Origin of the sequence: Pseudomonas sp. P8_229 (assembly GCF_034008635.1) — a bacterium.
In the GTDB taxonomy this organism is placed as follows: domain Bacteria; phylum Pseudomonadota; class Gammaproteobacteria; order Pseudomonadales; family Pseudomonadaceae; genus Aquipseudomonas.
Window position 1 is genome coordinate 1,121,937 of record NZ_CP125378.1, and the last position, 15,182, is coordinate 1,137,118.

Consider the following 15,182-nt stretch of genomic DNA (forward strand, 5'->3'; position numbering starts at 1 on the left):
ATTCTAGGCCCGCACGCAGGCGCAACACAGGGACAGTTCGGGCCAGGCCGCGAATGAAACTGTGCAGGTCGCAGCATTAAATTGACGAATCACCGTTGATCGCTTGCCCGGGCGTGCCAAGTGCTTCAGGCATAAGCTCATTGAAACCCTTTCAGCGCATCACTCAAGGAGGCCGATCATGTACGGAATGCGCGCCCAGGACAGCGCCCCCGCCACGCACTTTCGCAGCGACCGGATGTGTCGGGTCAATGGCGAACTGTTTTTCTGCACGCGGGAGAACACCCTTGAGGGGCCGTTCGACAGGCCGGAGACAGCCGAGCAGGAAATAAAGGCGTATATCGCGCGGATGCAGGTTCTGGATTCCAACCGATGAACCGAGTTGAAGCCTTCGCGAGCAAGCCCGCTCCCACATTTTGATCGGTGTACACCGTACTAATGTGGGAGCGGGCTTGCTCGCGAAGGCGTCCTGACAGGCAATACAAATCTGCAGGGTCAGCGCACCGCCTCAAACAACCCCGTCGCCCCCATCCCGCCCCCCACGCACATGGTCACAATGCCGTAGCGCAAATTGCGCCGCTGCAACTCACGCACGAGATGCCCGACCTGCCGCGACCCGGTCATGCCGAACGGGTGGCCGATGGAAATCGAGCCGCCGTTGACGTTGTATTGGTTGTTATCGATCTCCAGACGGTCGCGGGCGTACAGACACTGCGAAGCAAACGCCTCGTTGAGTTCCCACAGGTCGATATCCGCCACTTGCAGGCCTTTGGCCTTGAGCAGTTTCGGCACCGAGAACACCGGACCGATGCCCATCTCGTCCGGCTCGCAGCCAGCCACAGTGAAACCGCGGAAAAACGCCTTGGGCTTGAGTCCCAGTTGCAGGGCTTTTTCCAGGCTCATCACCAGGGTCATCGACGCACCGTCAGACAGCTGTGACGAGTTGCCGGCCGTCACTGAACCGTCCTCGGCAAACACCGGTTTCAGTCCAGCGAGGCTTTCGTAGGTGGTGTCCGGCCGGTTGCAGTCGTCGTGATCGACGATGCTGTCGAGGATCTGCACCTCACCGCTGTTTTTGTCCTCGACCCGGTACTTGACCGCCATCGGCACGATTTCATCATTGAACAGCCCGGCGGCCTGCGCCTGGGCGGTGCGCAGCTGGCTTTGCTGCGCGTAGCGGTCCTGTGCCTCGCGGCTGACGTCATAACGGCGCGCGACCACTTCGGCGGTCTGGCCCATCGTGTAATAGATGCCCGGCACCTGCTGCTTGAGCAGCGGGTTGATCAGGTGATCGGTGTTGACGCTTTTCAGGGTCAGGCTGATCGACTCGACGCCACCGGCAACAATGATGTCGCTGCAACCGGAAGCGATCTGGTTGGCAGCAATCGCAATCGCCTGCAGACCCGAAGAGCAAAAGCGATTGAGGGTCATGCCGGCCACATTCGTGCCCAGGCGCGAGAGCACCGCCACGTTGCGGCCGATGTTGTAACCCTGCGCGCCCTCGTTGGAGCCGGCACCGACGATGCAGTCCTCGACGCTGGCCGGGTCGATGTCGTTGCGCGACAGCAGCGCGTTGACGCAATGGGCCGCCATGTCGTCGGGACGGGTCTGGTTGAACTTGCCGCGAAAGGACTTGGCCAAGCCGGTCCGCACGCTGTCGACGATCACCACTTCACGCATGGCATACCTCAATTGTTGTTGTCGCAGGAGAGTGAACCGAGGATAAGTCCACCCCGCCGCCGACCGCGACAATCATTCACCCCGCGTATGCGTGTCCATCGGTTCAGTCCTTGTGCTTTTTCGCGCGCTTGTCGGACTTCTCGAACGCCTCTTCGAGGGCGCGGTTGATCGTGCGCAGCACCTTGACTCGCGCCCAGCGCTTGTCATTGGCCTCGACCAGTGTCCACGGCGAAATCTCGGTGCTGGTGCGGTCGACCATGTCGCCCACGGCCGCACGATAAGCGTCCCACTTGTCGCGGTTGCGCCAGTCGTCCTCGGTGATCTTGAAGCGCTTGAACGGAATCTGTTCCCGGGCCTGGAACCGCTCCATCTGCGTGTCCTTGTCGATCGCCAGCCAGAACTTGACGACGATCACCCCGGCGTCGGCGATCTGCTCTTCGAAGTCATTGATTTCGCTGTAGGCCCGCAGCCAGTCGGCCGGGCTGCAAAAGCCCTCGACCCGCTCCACCAGCACCCGGCCATACCAGGAGCGATCGAACACGGTGAACTTGCCCCGCGCCGGCAGATGCCGCCAGAAACGCCACAAGTACGGCTGCGCGCGCTCCTCTTCGGTTGGCGCAGCAATCGGCACGATGCTGTACTGGCGCGGATCGAGCGCCGCGGCGACACGGCGAATTGCCCCGCCCTTGCCCGCCGCATCATTGCCTTCGAACACTGCCACCAAGGCGTGGCGGCGCATGCGCTTGTCGCGCATCAACCCGGACAGCCTCGCCTGCTCGGTGATCAGTTGTTCTTCGTAGTCTTTCTTTTCCAACTGCCGGTTCAGGTCGAGACTGTCGAGCAGGTTCAGTTGATCGACTGCGGTGCCCAGCGGTGCGGCGTTGACTTCCTCGGTATGAACATCCGGGCGTTTCAAGGCATTCTGCAAACCTTCGAGCAGAATCTTGCCGACCGCCAGACTGCGGTAATTGGCGTCCATGCCTTCGATGATGTGCCACGGCGCGTAATCGCGGCTGGTGCGGCGCAGCACACGCTCGCCGTATTTGACGAACTTGTCGTAGGTTTCAGATTGCTGCCAGTCCAGCGGGCTGATGCGCCAGCTGTGCAGCGGGTCGTCGGCCAGCGCCTTGAGGCGGGCCTTCATCTGTTTCTTGGACAGGTGAAACCAGAACTTGAAGATCAGCGCGCCTTCATCGCAGAGCATCTTTTCCAGACGCTCGGCGGCGTTGATTGCCTGATCCAGACGCGGATCCTTGAACAAACCGTGGACTCGCCCCTGGAGCATCTGGCTGTACCAGTTGCCGAAAAACACCCCCATCCGCCCCTTGGCCGGGAGCATCCGCCAGTAACGCCAGGCAGGTGGTCGCGCCAGCTCTTCGTCGGTCTGCTGATCGAAGGTGCGGACCTCGATCAGGCGCGGGTCCATCCACTCGTTGAGCAACTTGACGGTTTCGCCCTTGCCCGCGCCTTCGATGCCGTTGATCAAAATGATCACCGGGAAACGCTTCTGCTGCTGCAACTCGAACTGGGCTTCCAGCAATGCTTCACGCAAGGCAGGAACGGCGGCCTCGTAAGTCTCTTTGTCGATGGCGTGACCGATTTCAGCGGATTCAAACATGGGGACGGCTCCTTCCAGGATTCAGCAAGACTAGCGGATTGGGCATGGGCGCGGCAGAGAAATTCCGCTCCTTTTGGCTTCAAGAAAAACTCTGTGGTGAGGGGATTTATCCCCGATGGGCAGCGCAGCGGCCCCAAAGCCATTCAACGCTCAGATGCATGCCGGTAGCGGGATTGCGACTGCTACGCAGTCGATCGGGGACAAATCCCCTCGCCACAGGTTGCTCTGATCAGCGCCCAAATCATCGATTGTCTTCGAGACGGCACAACCCAGCCTTGCCATGGATCAAGCAGCCTCCCCGCGATCGGCTAGAATGGCCGCCTTGTCGTTGCCGAGCCTGCCATGAAACCTGTATTGCCCCACGCCCAACTCGACTGGGATGACCACGGACGCCCGCGTTCGCGAGTGTTCGATGACGTGTATTTTTCCGACCAGTCGGGCCTGGAAGAAACGCGGTATGTGTTCCTCGAGCAGAACCGTCTGGCCGAGCGCTTTGCCGCGCTACCGGCACACGGGCGACTGGTGATCGGCGAAACCGGCTTTGGCACCGGGCTGAATTTTCTCTGCGCCTGGCAGTTGTTCGAGCAACAGGCGGTGGCCGGCGCCCGTCTGCATTTTGTCAGCGTCGAAAAGTACCCGCTGACTCCGGCCGACCTGCAACGAGCCTTGGCCTTGTGGCCGGAGCTCAAGCCGCTGGCCGATCAGTTGCTGACCCATTACGTGGCCATCCACCAAGGCTTTCAGCGGATCATGCTCGCTGACGGTCGAGTGACGCTGACGTTGTTGATCGGCGATGCGCTGGAGCAACTGCCGCAGCTCGATGCGCAGATCGACGCGTGGTTTCTCGACGGTTTCGCCCCGGCAAAAAACCCGGACATGTGGACCGCCGAACTGTTCATCGAGCTGGCGCGGCTGGCCGCGCCCGGCTCGACCATCAGCACCTTCACCAGCACTGGTTGGGTACGGCGTTTGCTCAATGCGGCCGGGTTCAAGATGAAACGCACGCCGGGCATCGGCCACAAGTGGGAAATCCTGCGCGGCGAGTTTCTCGGCTGGCCGCAGGACGTCGCGCCACCGCTGCCTAACAAACCGTGGTTCGCCCGCCCTGCCCCGCTGACCAGTGAACGTCGGGCGCTGGTGATCGGCGCCGGGCTGGCCGGTTGCGCCACCGCCGCCAGTCTCGCGGCGCGCGGCTGGCAGGTCAGCCTGCTGGAACGGCATGCCGACGTGGCGCAGGAGGCGTCGGGCAATCCACAGGGTGTGCTGTACCTGAAGCTGTCGGCCCACGGCACTGCGTTGTCGCAACTGATCGTCAGCGGTTTCGGCTACACCCGCCGTCTGCTGCAAACCCTGCAACGCGGCAGGGACTGGGACGATTGCGGCGTGCTGCAATTGGCCTTCAATGCCAAGGAAGCCGAGCGTCAAGCGCAACTGGCCGCGGCGTTCCCGGAAGATCTGGTGCACTGGCTCGATCAACCGCAAGCCGAGATTCAGGCCGGCATTGGTCTGGCCCACGGCGGCTTGTACTACCCAGAAGGTGGTTGGGTGCATCCGCCGGCGCTGTGCCGGGCGCAAGCCGCGCAACCGAACATCGAATTGCTCAAGCATCACGACGCGCTGGAACTGCGCCAGGTCGAGGGCCAATGGCACGCCTTCGCTGGCGACCGCCTGCTCGCCAGCGCTCCGGTGGTGGTATTGGCCGGCGCAGCGGAGATCAAACGCTTTGTGCAAAGTGCCGAACTGCCGCTCAAGCGCATTCGCGGACAGATCACGCGCCTGCCACAAACCGCCGAGAGTCAGGCGCTGAACACCGTGGTCTGCGCCGAAGGTTATGTGGCGCCGGCACGCCTTGGCGAACACACCCTCGGCGCCAGCTTCGACTTCACCAGCGATGACCTGACCCCGACCACCGCCGAACATCTGGGCAATCTGGCGATGCTCGAAGAAATTTCCGGCGATCTGCTGGCGCGTCTGCACATCGCCGAACTGTCTGCAGAAACACTGGAGGGCCGTGCCGCCTTCCGCTGCACCAGCCCTGATTATCTGCCGATTGTCGGCCCGCTGGCGGATCGCGAAGCGTTCGATCAGGCCTACGCGACGTTGAGCAAGGATGCGCGACAAGTGCCGGACATTACCTGCCCGTGGCTCGACGGTCTGTACATCAACAGTGGCCACGGCTCACGCGGGCTGATCACCGCGCCGCTGTCCGGTGAGCTGTTGGCCGCGTGGCTGGACAACGAGCCGCTGCCACTGCCCAGGAGCGTCGCCGAGGCCTGCCATCCCAACCGTTTCGCGCTGCGCAAGTTGATTCGCGGCAAGTGAAAAATCGTGGCTGGCCGCTGGTCAGTCGCGCCCACTTATAACTCATCGTTCTAAAACTCCCACATCTGCAGCGGGTCAGTTTCTGAGTACCGGCCATTTTGGCCGGACGCGGAATCACCCATCCCCAACGGAAAAACCGGTAAGGACTTTATGTGCGGATTAGCTGGCGAGTTACGTTTTGATCATCAACCTGCAGACCTTGCAGCCATTGAGCGAATCACCCATCACCTGGCCCCTCGTGGCCCCGACGCGTGGGGCTTTCATGCCCAAGGGCCGATTGCCCTGGGTCATCGTCGCCTGAAAATCATGGACCTGTCGGACGGCTCGGCGCAGCCGATGATCGACAGCCAACTGGGCTTGTCCCTGGCCTTCAACGGCGCGATCTACAACTTCCCGGAACTGCGCGGCGAACTCGAAGCGCTCGGTTACGCCTTCTATTCCGGTGGCGACACCGAAGTGCTGCTCAAGGGCTACCACGCCTGGGGCGAAGCACTACTGCCGAAACTCAACGGCATGTTTGCCTTTGCCATCTGGGAGCGCGATGCCCAGCGCCTGTTCATCGCTCGCGACCGGCTCGGCGTGAAGCCGTTGTACCTGTCGCGCACCGGTCAGCGTTTGCGTTTCGCCTCAGCCCTGCCGGCACTGCTCAAGGGTGGCGACATCAACCCGATCCTCGATCCGGTGGCGCTCAATCACTACCTGAATTTCCACGCTGTGGTGCCCGCTCCACGCACCTTGCTCGCGGGCATCGAAAAGCTGCCGCCTGCGACCTGGATGCGCGTTGAAGCCGATGGCAGCACCGAGCAGAAAACCTGGTGGACCCTGCCCTACGGCCCACACGACGACGAGAAAAACCTGACCCTCGAAGACTGGCGTGACCGCGTGCTCGACAGCACCCGCGAAGCCGTGGCGATCCGTCAACGGGCGGCGGTGGATGTCGGCGTGCTGCTTTCCGGCGGTGTCGATTCGAGCATGCTGGTCGGGCTGTTGCGTGAAGTCGGCGTGGAAAACCTGTCGACCTTTTCCATCGGTTTCCAGGACGCTGGCGGCGAGCGCGGTGACGAGTTCCAGTATTCGGACTTGATCGCCAAGCACTACGGCACCCAGCACCATCAGTTGCGCATCGACGAAAAAGAGATCATCGAGCAACTGCCCGCTGCGTTCCGCGCGATGAGCGAGCCGATGGTCAGCCACGACTGCATCGCCTTCTACCTGTTGTCCCGCGAAGTGGCCAAGCACTGCAAGGTGGTGCAAAGCGGCCAGGGTGCCGACGAACTGTTTGCCGGCTATCACTGGTACCCGCAGGTCGATGGCGCGGCCGATCCGTACGCGGCCTATCGCGCGGCGTTTTTCGACCGTAGCTACGACGACTACGCCGCCACCGTCCAGCCGAAATGGCTGACCGCCAATGACGCGGCCGGCGACTTCGTGAAGGAACATTTCGCCCAACCCGGCGCCAATGCCGCGGTGGACAAAGCCCTGCGGCTGGACAGCACGGTGATGCTGGTGGATGACCCGGTCAAACGCGTCGACAACATGACCATGGCCTGGGGTCTGGAAGCACGCACACCATTTCTCGACTATCGCCTGGTGGAACTCTCGGCGCGGATTCCCGGGCAGTTCAAGCTGCCCGATGGCGGCAAACAGGTGCTGAAAGAAGCGGCACGCCTGGTGATTCCAAGTGAAGTGATCGACCGCAAGAAAGGCTACTTTCCAGTACCCGGCCTCAAGCACTTGCAGGGCGACACGTTGAACTGGGTGCGTGAACTGCTGCTGGATCCGAGCCAGGATCGCGGCCTGTTCAACCCGGCCATGCTCGACAGACTGCTGACGGATCCACAAGGCCAATTGACGCCGTTGCGCGGCTCGAAACTGTGGCAACTCGCAGCCCTGAACCTGTGGCTCAGTGAACAAGGAATCTGATCGATGAAACCTCACGCCACGGCTATCAGCCAACGCCTGTTGCGCGGTCAGACACCGTCGTATGAACGCTTGCAGGCGCGTCTGGCCGAAGACGGCAGCGAACTCGGCGCCGACCCCATCGCCGTGCATTGCGGTTGGGGCCGGCTGCTGATCGGCCACACCTTTCCTGACCCGGCGACGCTTGCGCAGGAACTGCTCAACGAGCAGCCCGGCGAGCGCGATATCGCCCTGTACGTCGCCGCGCCGCAACAGATTCTGGGCCTGGAACCGGCTCAGTTGTTTCTCGATCCGTCCGACACCCTGCGCCTGTGGTTCAGCGATTACCGACAGGCCACCCGGGTGTTTCGCGGCTTCCGGATTCGCCGGGCGCAGAGCGAAGCGGACTGGCAGGCCGTCAATCAGTTGTATCAAGCTCGCGGCATGCTGCCGATCGACGCCACGCGGCTGACCCCGCATCATCAGGGTGGCCCGGTGTACTGGCTGGCCGAAGACGAAGACAGCGGCGCGGTGATCGGCAGCGTCATGGGCCTCAATCATCAGAAAGCGTTCAATGACCCGGAACACGGTAGCAGCCTGTGGTGCCTGGCGGTCGATCCGCAATGCTCGCGCCCCGGTGTCGGCGAAGTGCTGGTGCGGCACTTGATCGAGCACTTCATGAGCCGCGGTCTGAGCTATCTGGACCTGTCGGTGCTGCACGACAACCGTCAGGCGAAGAACCTCTACGCCAAGCTCGGTTTTCGCAACCTCTCGACCTTCGCCATCAAGCGCAAGAACGGCATCAACCAACCTTTGTTCCTCGGCCCGGGGCCGGAGGCGCAGTTCAATCCGTATGCACGGATCATTGTCGAAGAAGCGCATCGCCGTGGCATCGATGTGCAAGTGGATGACGCCGATGCCGGGCTGTTCACCCTCAGTCACGGCGGGCGTCGGGTGCGTTGCCGCGAATCGCTGAGCGACCTGACCAGTGCGATCAGCATGAGTTTGTGTCAGGACAAAAGCCTGACCCACAAAGTGTTGAAGGCCGCCGGCCTCAAGCTGCCCTCGCAGCAATTGGCAGGCAATGCCGACGACAACCTGGCGTTTCTCGACGAGCATCAGCGGGTGGTGGTCAAGCCACTGGATGGTGAACAGGGTCAAGGTGTGGCGGTGGATCTGCAGAGCATCGAGGAGGTGCAGCAGGCCATCGAGTCCGCCAAACATTTTGACAGCCGTGTGCTGCTTGAAAGTTTCCACGAAGGGCTGGACCTGCGAATTCTGGTGATCGGTTTTGAGGTGGTAGCGGCGGCGATTCGCCGTCCCGCTGAAGTGGTCGGCGACGGGCACCATTCGATTGGCGCGCTGATCGAGGCCCAGAGCCGACGCCGGCAAGCTGCCACTGGTGGCGAGAGCAAGATCCCACTGGATCAGGAAACCCAGCGCACCCTGCACGCGGCCGGGTATGACTACAGCAGCATCCTGCCGGCCGGCGAGCATCTGTTCGTGCGCCGCACCGCCAATCTGCACACCGGCGGCACGCTGGAGGACGTCACGGCGATTCTGCATCCGACCCTGGTCGATGCCGCCGTACGGGCGGCGCGGGCGCTGGACATTCCGATGGTTGGCCTCGACTTGATGGTGCCGGCGGCGGATCAGCCGGAGTACGTGTTTATCGAAGCCAACGAACGCGCGGGACTGGCCAACCACGAACCGCAGCCGACGGCAGAGCGGTTTGTCGATTTGTTGTTTCCGCACAGTCAGCCGGCCATTTAACCCTTTCCTGATCGTTCCCACGCTCTGCGTGGGAACGCCTCACTGGACGCTCTGCGTCCGCTCTTGGGACGCAGAGCGTCCCTGGCTGCATTCCCACGCAGAGCGTGGGAACGATCAGTGCTCAACCCATCAGGAGTTTCCATGACCACGCAAATCCCCGAACCGGATCTGAACTACCTGCAGAAAGTCCTCCTGGAAATGCTCGCCATTCCCAGCCCCACCGGGTTCACCGACACCATCGTGCGCTACGTCGCCGAGCGTCTGGAGGAACTCGGCATTCCCTTCGAAATGACCCGTCGCGGCACGATCCGCGCCACCCTCAAGGGCAAGAAGAACAGCCCCGACCGCGCCGTCTCCGCGCACCTGGACACCATCGGTGCCGCCGTGCGTGCGGTGAAGGACAACGGCCGCCTGACTCTGGCCCCGGTCGGCTGCTGGTCGAGCCGGTTTGCCGAGGGCAGCCGGGTCAGCCTGTTCACCGACAACGGCGTGATTCGCGGCAGCGTGCTGCCGCTGATGGCTTCCGGGCACGCGTTCAATACCGCTGTGGACGAGATGCCGATCAGTTGGGATCACGTCGAATTGCGCCTGGACGCGTACTGCGCAACCAAGGCCGATTGCGACTCACTGGGCATCAGCGTCGGCGATGTGGTGGCGTTCGACCCGCTGCCGGAGTTCACCGACAGCGGTCATATCAGCGCCCGTCACCTGGATGACAAGGCAGGGGTCGCGGCGTTGCTCGCCTCGCTCAAAGCCATCGTCGACAGCGGTCAGGAATTGATGATCGACTGCCATCCGCTGTTCACCATCACCGAAGAAACCGGTAGCGGCGCAGCGGCGGCCTTGCCGTGGGATGTCAGCGAGTTCGTCGGCATCGACATTGCACCGGTCGCGCCGGGCCAACATTCCAGCGAACACGCAGTGAGCGTGGCGATGCAGGATTCCGGCGGGCCTTACGACTATCACCTGTCGCGGCATTTACTGCGCCTGGCCAGTGAAAACGAGCTGCCGGTGCGCCGTGACCTGTTCCGCTACTACTTCAGCGATGCGCACTCGGCGGTGACCGCCGGGCACGATATTCGTACGGCGCTGCTGGCGTTTGGTTGTGATGCAACCCATGGCTATGAGCGCACGCACATCGACAGTCTGGCGGCGTTGAGCCGGTTGTTGGGCGCCTACATTTTGAGTCCGCCGGTGTTCGCCAGCGATGCAGCGCCGGCGAATGCTTCGCTGGATCGCTTCAGTCATCAGATTGAACACGACACGCAGATGGAGAGCGATACGCGGGTGCCGCCGGTGGACAGTCTGGTCGGGCAGCGTTCCGACTAGATAGATAATTGTTGTCTGTACCGGCCTCTTCGCGAGCAAGCCCGCTCCCACATTTGGAATGCGTTCCCATGTGGGAGCGGGCTTGCTCGCGAAGAGGCTGGTGCGGTCAACGCAAAAACTGGCAGCCAACCGGCAATCGCCGTAGCATCCCGACATTGATTGAACCGAGGTGCCCATGCTGATCCCCTACGACGCTCTTGAAGTCGACACCCTCACCCGTCTGATCGAGGACTTCGTCACCCGCGACGGCACCGACAACGGTGATGACACACCGTTGGAAACCCGCGTGCTGCGCGTGCGCCAGGCACTGACCAAAGGCCAGGCACTGATCGTGTTCGACCCGGAAAGCGAGCAATGCCAATTGATGCTCAAACATGACGTGCCCAAGCATCTGTTCGACTGAGACTTCAGCGGACTTTTTCAGTGGCCTGTTTGCGCTGAATCCGCTCGTAGACTTCAGAGCGGTGCACATTGACCTTCTGCGGTGCTTCGACACCAAAGCGCACGCTGGAACCGTTGACCGACAAAACGCGCACGGAAATGTCGTCACCGATGGAAATCAACTCGCCCACAACACGGCTGAGTACAAGCATGGAGTTCGTCCTTCAGGGTTAGCCAGCCCTGAAGATGCGCGGTCGGCGCCCGCTCGACAATGCGTGGCGAGCAATTCAGTCTTGCCCTACACCCTAAAGCGCTGCGCCCGTCAGACATTTCCTGCAAATCGCTAAACAGTCTCGTCTCAAGCGGCGGAAAAACGCGGACCGAACAGAATCACGCTCGCCCCGATCACGCACAGCGCCACGCCGATCCAGTCCGAACCCAGCGGGCGCACGCGCTCGACCACCGCCAGCCAGCCGATCGACGCCACGATGTAGATCCCGCCATACGCGGCATAGGCGCGACCGGCGTAAGCCGCTTCAACACGGGTGAGCAACAGGGCGAACAGGGTCAGGCTGAGCAGCGCTGGAATGACCCACAAGGCACTTTTGCCCTGGCGCAGCCACATGAAAAAAGCGAAACAACCGGCGATTTCAAACAGCGCCGCGAGGAAGAACCACAGGTAATTGAGCATTGATGCGTCTCGACAGGGTGACCATTGCGGCCACCCTAACGACGCGACACCCACTGGGCAAGTTCAGCCGTTGGTTTGTTTGGTCTTGGCGCGCATTTTATCGGCCATGGTGGTCATTTCGTTGTAGATCAGTTGCGGGTTCTTCTGCTTGATCGCCCAGGCCATACGCCCCTGCTCGTGCGGCAGAATCATGAACTCGCCGGCGGCCACTTGCTGGTAGATGTAGTCAGCAATGTCGGCTGCGCTGATCGGCGAACTTTCCAGCAACTTGCCAACCTGCGCTTTCATCGCCGGGGTCGGGCCACGGAACGAATCGAGCAAGTTGGTCTGGAAGAACGACGGGCAGACCACATGCACACCAACTTCCTGTTGCGCCAGTTCGACCAGCAGGCTTTCGGACAATGCCACCACACCGGCCTTGGCCACGTTGTAATTACTCATGGCCGGGCCTTGCATCAACGCCGCCATCGAGGCGATGTTAATGATCTTGCCTTTGCTCTGCTCCAGCAGCGGCAGGAACGCCTTGCAACCCTTGACCACGCCCATCAGGTTGATTGCGATCTGCCAGTCCCAGTCCTCCAGCGACAGTTCGCTGAAGAACCCGCCGGACGCCACACCCGCGTTGTTGACGATGACATCGATGCCGCCCAGCTTCACTTCGCAGGCCTGGGCAAACGCGGTGAGCTGGCTGTAGTCGCGCACATCGCAACGCTGGGTGAAACCGTCGCCACCGGCCTCGCGCACCTGCTTCAAGGTTTCCTGCAGGCCAGGCTCGCTGACGTCGGACAAGGCCAGTTGCCAGCCTTCACGGGCCCAGCGCAGCGCGATTTCGCGACCTAAACCTGAGCCCGCGCCAGTGATCATCATGCGATTTTGCATAGCAGACAGCCTTGTTGTTCCGTAGGAGATGCGCGGAGTGTAGCGAAGGATCCGCGACCACCCACGCTCCATCAGATTGCTGAATGGTGGGGGCAAACCGTGGCGCGTTGGATTCGTTTGAAGCGACAGAGTTCTGAACTTGCGAGGCGGGAAAAAGGAAATAAACCTGCGGCCTAAATACATTAAAAAAACTTTGAATTTTCTGTCATTCGTGCCAGTCGGAATTTGTAAGCCGTCTGGATTTAATTAATCTCCAGTCGCCCTTGAATACCAAGACTTCTCGAACACTATCAACAAGGAAATCGACATGGGCACAATTCTTATCATTATCCTGATCCTGTTGCTGATCGGTGGTCTGCCGGTCTTCCCGCACTCCAGAAGTTGGGGTTATGGCCCGTCGGGCATTATCGGCGTGGTATTGGTGGTGCTGTTGGTCTTGCTGTTACTGGGCAGGATATAAAACCCCAAGACAAAAAAAGAGGCCCTCAGGGGCCTCTTTTTCATGCAGCGGTTTATCAGTCTGGCTTGCCGTTGACCACACCGGCGGTGTTGTCCATCAGGCTCTTGGTCGCTGTTTGCAGGAACGCTTCAAGCTTGAGCTTCAATTCTGCGGTACGCGGGGCGTCCGGAATGATCTCGGCAGAAGGGTTCGCGCCCAGTTGGTACTGATAGATCTTCGGCGCCATTTCCTTCTCTTTCGGCAGCACCAGGATCTGGTCGGCAGTCACGATGGCCGTGGTCTGCTCGCTGCCCGACGGCTTGATCACACCGAAACCGGTGTCGCCTGCCGGCAGGTTGAGCAAGTCGCGGCCCCAGCACTGATGACGCACTTCGCCGCCGAGACGGCCCATGATGGTCGGTACGATGTCGATCTGGGTGCCCACGGTGTGGTCACGGGTACCGAACTTCTCCTGAATGCCCGGTGCGATCATCAGCATCGGCACGTTGAAGCGGCCCAGGTCCATTTCGGTGATCTGACGCTCGTTGCCGAAACCATGGTCGCCGACAATCACGAACAGGGTTTCCTTGAAGTACGGCTCTTTGCGCGCCTTCTCGAAGAACTGACCCAGTGCCCAGTCGGCGTAACGCATGGCGGTCAGGTGTTCGTTGAGCGTGCCGCGATCGGTCACGCGCTCGACCGGCAATGGCGTCGGCAAGGCGTACGGCGTGTGGTTGGACAGGGTTTGCAGCAGCGCGTAGAACGGCTTGCCGTTTTCCCGCGCCTTCAGTTCCACCAGACCGCGGTCGAACATGTCCTGGTCGGACACGCCCCAGGTCGGATCAGAGAACACCGGGTTGACGAAGTCGTTACGGCCAACGAAGTTGGTCATGCCCTGGTTGCTGAAGAAGCCCGACTGGTTGTCCCAGGCGAAGTCACCGTTGTAGACGTAGACGTCGTCATACTTGCGCGCGCTGAGCAGTTGCGGCAGGCCGGAGAGCTTGTGGCTGCCTTCCGGGGTCTGCATCAGGTATTCGAAACCCGGCAGGTTCGGGAAGCACGCCATGGTAGCGAACATACCCTGGTGGGTATGGGTGCCGTTGGAGAAGAAACGGTCGAACAGCAGGCCTTCCTTCGACAGTTTGTCGAGGTACGGCGTGATGTTGCCCGGCGCGCCCAGGGCGCCCACCGAGTGACCGGCCATGCTTTCCATCAGGATCACGACCACGTTCTTGATCGGCAGGGTCTTGTCGGCAGGTGGCGTGTAGTCACGACGCACGGCAGCGATGTCGGCATCGACCAGTTTGTCGTCCGGCATCACCAGCATCTCGCGCACGACTTTCTGCGCTTGTTCCTGCGGCAGCGTGGCTTTCCAGATGTTGTTGCGATCTTCGCCCATGCGGTCCTTGGCGGCCGCAATCAGCGACAGTGTGCCGTTGAGGCCGAGCTGGTTGGCGAAGTTCGATTCGGTGGTGTACACGTCACCCCAGCGCAGCGGCGGGCCCTGACGCAGGGTGCCACGGGCAGCCACCACGCAGATCAGCAGGCAGACCACGAACACCGCGAGGCGGGTGTACCACGGCGCCACCTGACGGGTGCCGACGTTGCCGCCACTGAACGGACCGCGTGGACGGGTCGCGCGGTCGGCGCCCTTGAAGGCCAGGGTCAGGATCACAGTGCCAACGGCCCACGCCAGCAGGTAGCGCACCACCGGAAAACCGTACCAGAGCATGCTCATTACGGTTTTCGGGTCTTCCTTCACGTACTGGAACACCAGGCCGTTGAGGCGCTGGTGAAACTCGCGGTAGAAGTCCATTTCCATCAGGCCGAGGAACAGCGCGATACTGGATGCAACGGTCAGCCACAGACGGAAGAAGCCGCGAGCAGCCATCGCCCGCGCACTGAACAGTGCCAGCAGCAGCGGAACGCAGATGTAGACCACCAGGCGCAGGTCGAAACGCAGGCCGTTGGCGAAGGCTTCGAGGAAGGTCGAAGCCGGGGTGTCGAGGATCATCTCGCGGTTGTAGACCAGCAGCGCGAGGCGCAGCACGGAAAACATCACCATCATGACCAGGGCACACAACAGTGTGTAGGCCAGATGCGATTTGACGGTCGGTTGCAGCAGGCGAGTGGAAGATCGCTGCTGATTCAGGGCGTCCGGGTTTGCCATGTCG

13 protein-coding genes are annotated in these 15,182 nt (G+C 61.5%); 7 read left to right on the forward strand and 6 right to left on the reverse strand.

The features are described from left to right. Nucleotides 1–178: 178 nt before the first annotated feature. Complete coding sequence (locus QMK55_RS04940; protein ID WP_102354100.1) at nucleotides 179–373, forward strand: DUF6316 family protein; 195 nt, start codon at nucleotides 179–181, stop codon at nucleotides 371–373. Nucleotides 374–492: 119 nt separating this feature from the next. On the opposite strand, the gene QMK55_RS04945 is transcribed toward QMK55_RS04940, so the two are convergent. Further along, nucleotides 493–1,677, reverse strand: coding sequence for a thiolase family protein (locus tag QMK55_RS04945; RefSeq protein ID WP_320328778.1), 1,185 nt, complete (start codon nucleotides 1,675–1,677; stop codon nucleotides 493–495). Between the two features lie 103 nt (nucleotides 1,678–1,780). Then, nucleotides 1,781–3,295, reverse strand: coding sequence for a polyphosphate:AMP phosphotransferase (pap, locus tag QMK55_RS04950; protein WP_102354102.1), 1,515 nt, complete (start codon nucleotides 3,293–3,295; stop codon nucleotides 1,781–1,783). A gap of 342 nt (nucleotides 3,296–3,637) precedes the next feature. Between pap and mnmC the strand changes: the two genes are divergently transcribed. The 5 genes from mnmC (at nucleotide 3,638) to QMK55_RS04975 (ending at nucleotide 11,021) form a co-directional block, all read left to right on the forward strand. After that, nucleotides 3,638–5,617: a bifunctional tRNA (5-methylaminomethyl-2-thiouridine)(34)-methyltransferase MnmD/FAD-dependent 5-carboxymethylaminomethyl-2-thiouridine(34) oxidoreductase MnmC gene (mnmC, locus tag QMK55_RS04955; RefSeq protein WP_320328779.1), complete on the forward strand. Its 1,980-nt coding sequence runs from the start codon at nucleotides 3,638–3,640 to the stop codon at nucleotides 5,615–5,617. 150 nt (nucleotides 5,618–5,767) lie between these two features. Next, nucleotides 5,768–7,540, forward strand: coding sequence for an N-acetylglutaminylglutamine amidotransferase (locus tag QMK55_RS04960; RefSeq protein ID WP_320328780.1), 1,773 nt, complete (start codon nucleotides 5,768–5,770; stop codon nucleotides 7,538–7,540). 3 nt (nucleotides 7,541–7,543) lie between these two features. Further along, on the forward strand, nucleotides 7,544–9,289 hold the full coding sequence (gene ngg / locus QMK55_RS04965; protein WP_102354105.1) for an N-acetylglutaminylglutamine synthetase: 1,746 nt from the start codon (nucleotides 7,544–7,546) through the stop codon (nucleotides 9,287–9,289). 141 nt (nucleotides 9,290–9,430) lie between these two features. Beyond that, entirely contained in the window at nucleotides 9,431–10,618 is a 1,188-nt protein-coding gene (locus QMK55_RS04970; protein ID WP_102354106.1) for an osmoprotectant NAGGN system M42 family peptidase, read from the forward strand. Between the two features lie 175 nt (nucleotides 10,619–10,793). Next, a complete protein-coding gene (locus tag QMK55_RS04975; protein ID WP_003192759.1) occupies nucleotides 10,794–11,021 on the forward strand; it encodes a YheU family protein in 228 nt (75 codons plus the stop codon). Between the two features lie 4 nt (nucleotides 11,022–11,025). Here the strand turns inward: QMK55_RS04975 and csrA are convergent, their stop codons facing one another. From csrA to QMK55_RS04990, 3 genes are all read right to left on the reverse strand, one after another. Further along, nucleotides 11,026–11,211: a carbon storage regulator CsrA gene (gene csrA / locus QMK55_RS04980; RefSeq protein ID WP_102354107.1), complete on the reverse strand. Its 186-nt coding sequence runs from the start codon at nucleotides 11,209–11,211 to the stop codon at nucleotides 11,026–11,028. Nucleotides 11,212–11,357: 146 nt separating this feature from the next. Then, nucleotides 11,358–11,690, reverse strand: coding sequence for a YnfA family protein (locus QMK55_RS04985; RefSeq protein ID WP_003226957.1), 333 nt, complete (start codon nucleotides 11,688–11,690; stop codon nucleotides 11,358–11,360). A gap of 63 nt (nucleotides 11,691–11,753) precedes the next feature. After that, nucleotides 11,754–12,569 carry an SDR family oxidoreductase gene (locus QMK55_RS04990; protein ID WP_320328781.1) on the reverse strand — a complete coding sequence of 272 codons (816 nt, stop codon included), beginning with the start codon at nucleotides 12,567–12,569 and terminating at the stop codon, nucleotides 11,754–11,756. Nucleotides 12,570–12,870: 301 nt separating this feature from the next. Here QMK55_RS04990 and QMK55_RS04995 point away from each other — a divergent pair, with 301 nt between their 5' ends. After that, entirely contained in the window at nucleotides 12,871–13,029 is a 159-nt protein-coding gene (locus QMK55_RS04995; RefSeq protein WP_169432680.1) for a DUF3309 family protein, read from the forward strand. 55 nt (nucleotides 13,030–13,084) lie between these two features. Here the strand turns inward: QMK55_RS04995 and QMK55_RS05000 are convergent, their stop codons facing one another. Beyond that, a complete protein-coding gene (locus QMK55_RS05000; protein ID WP_102354109.1) occupies nucleotides 13,085–15,178 on the reverse strand; it encodes an LTA synthase family protein in 2,094 nt (697 codons plus the stop codon). Between the last annotated feature and the right edge of the window lie 4 nt (nucleotides 15,179–15,182).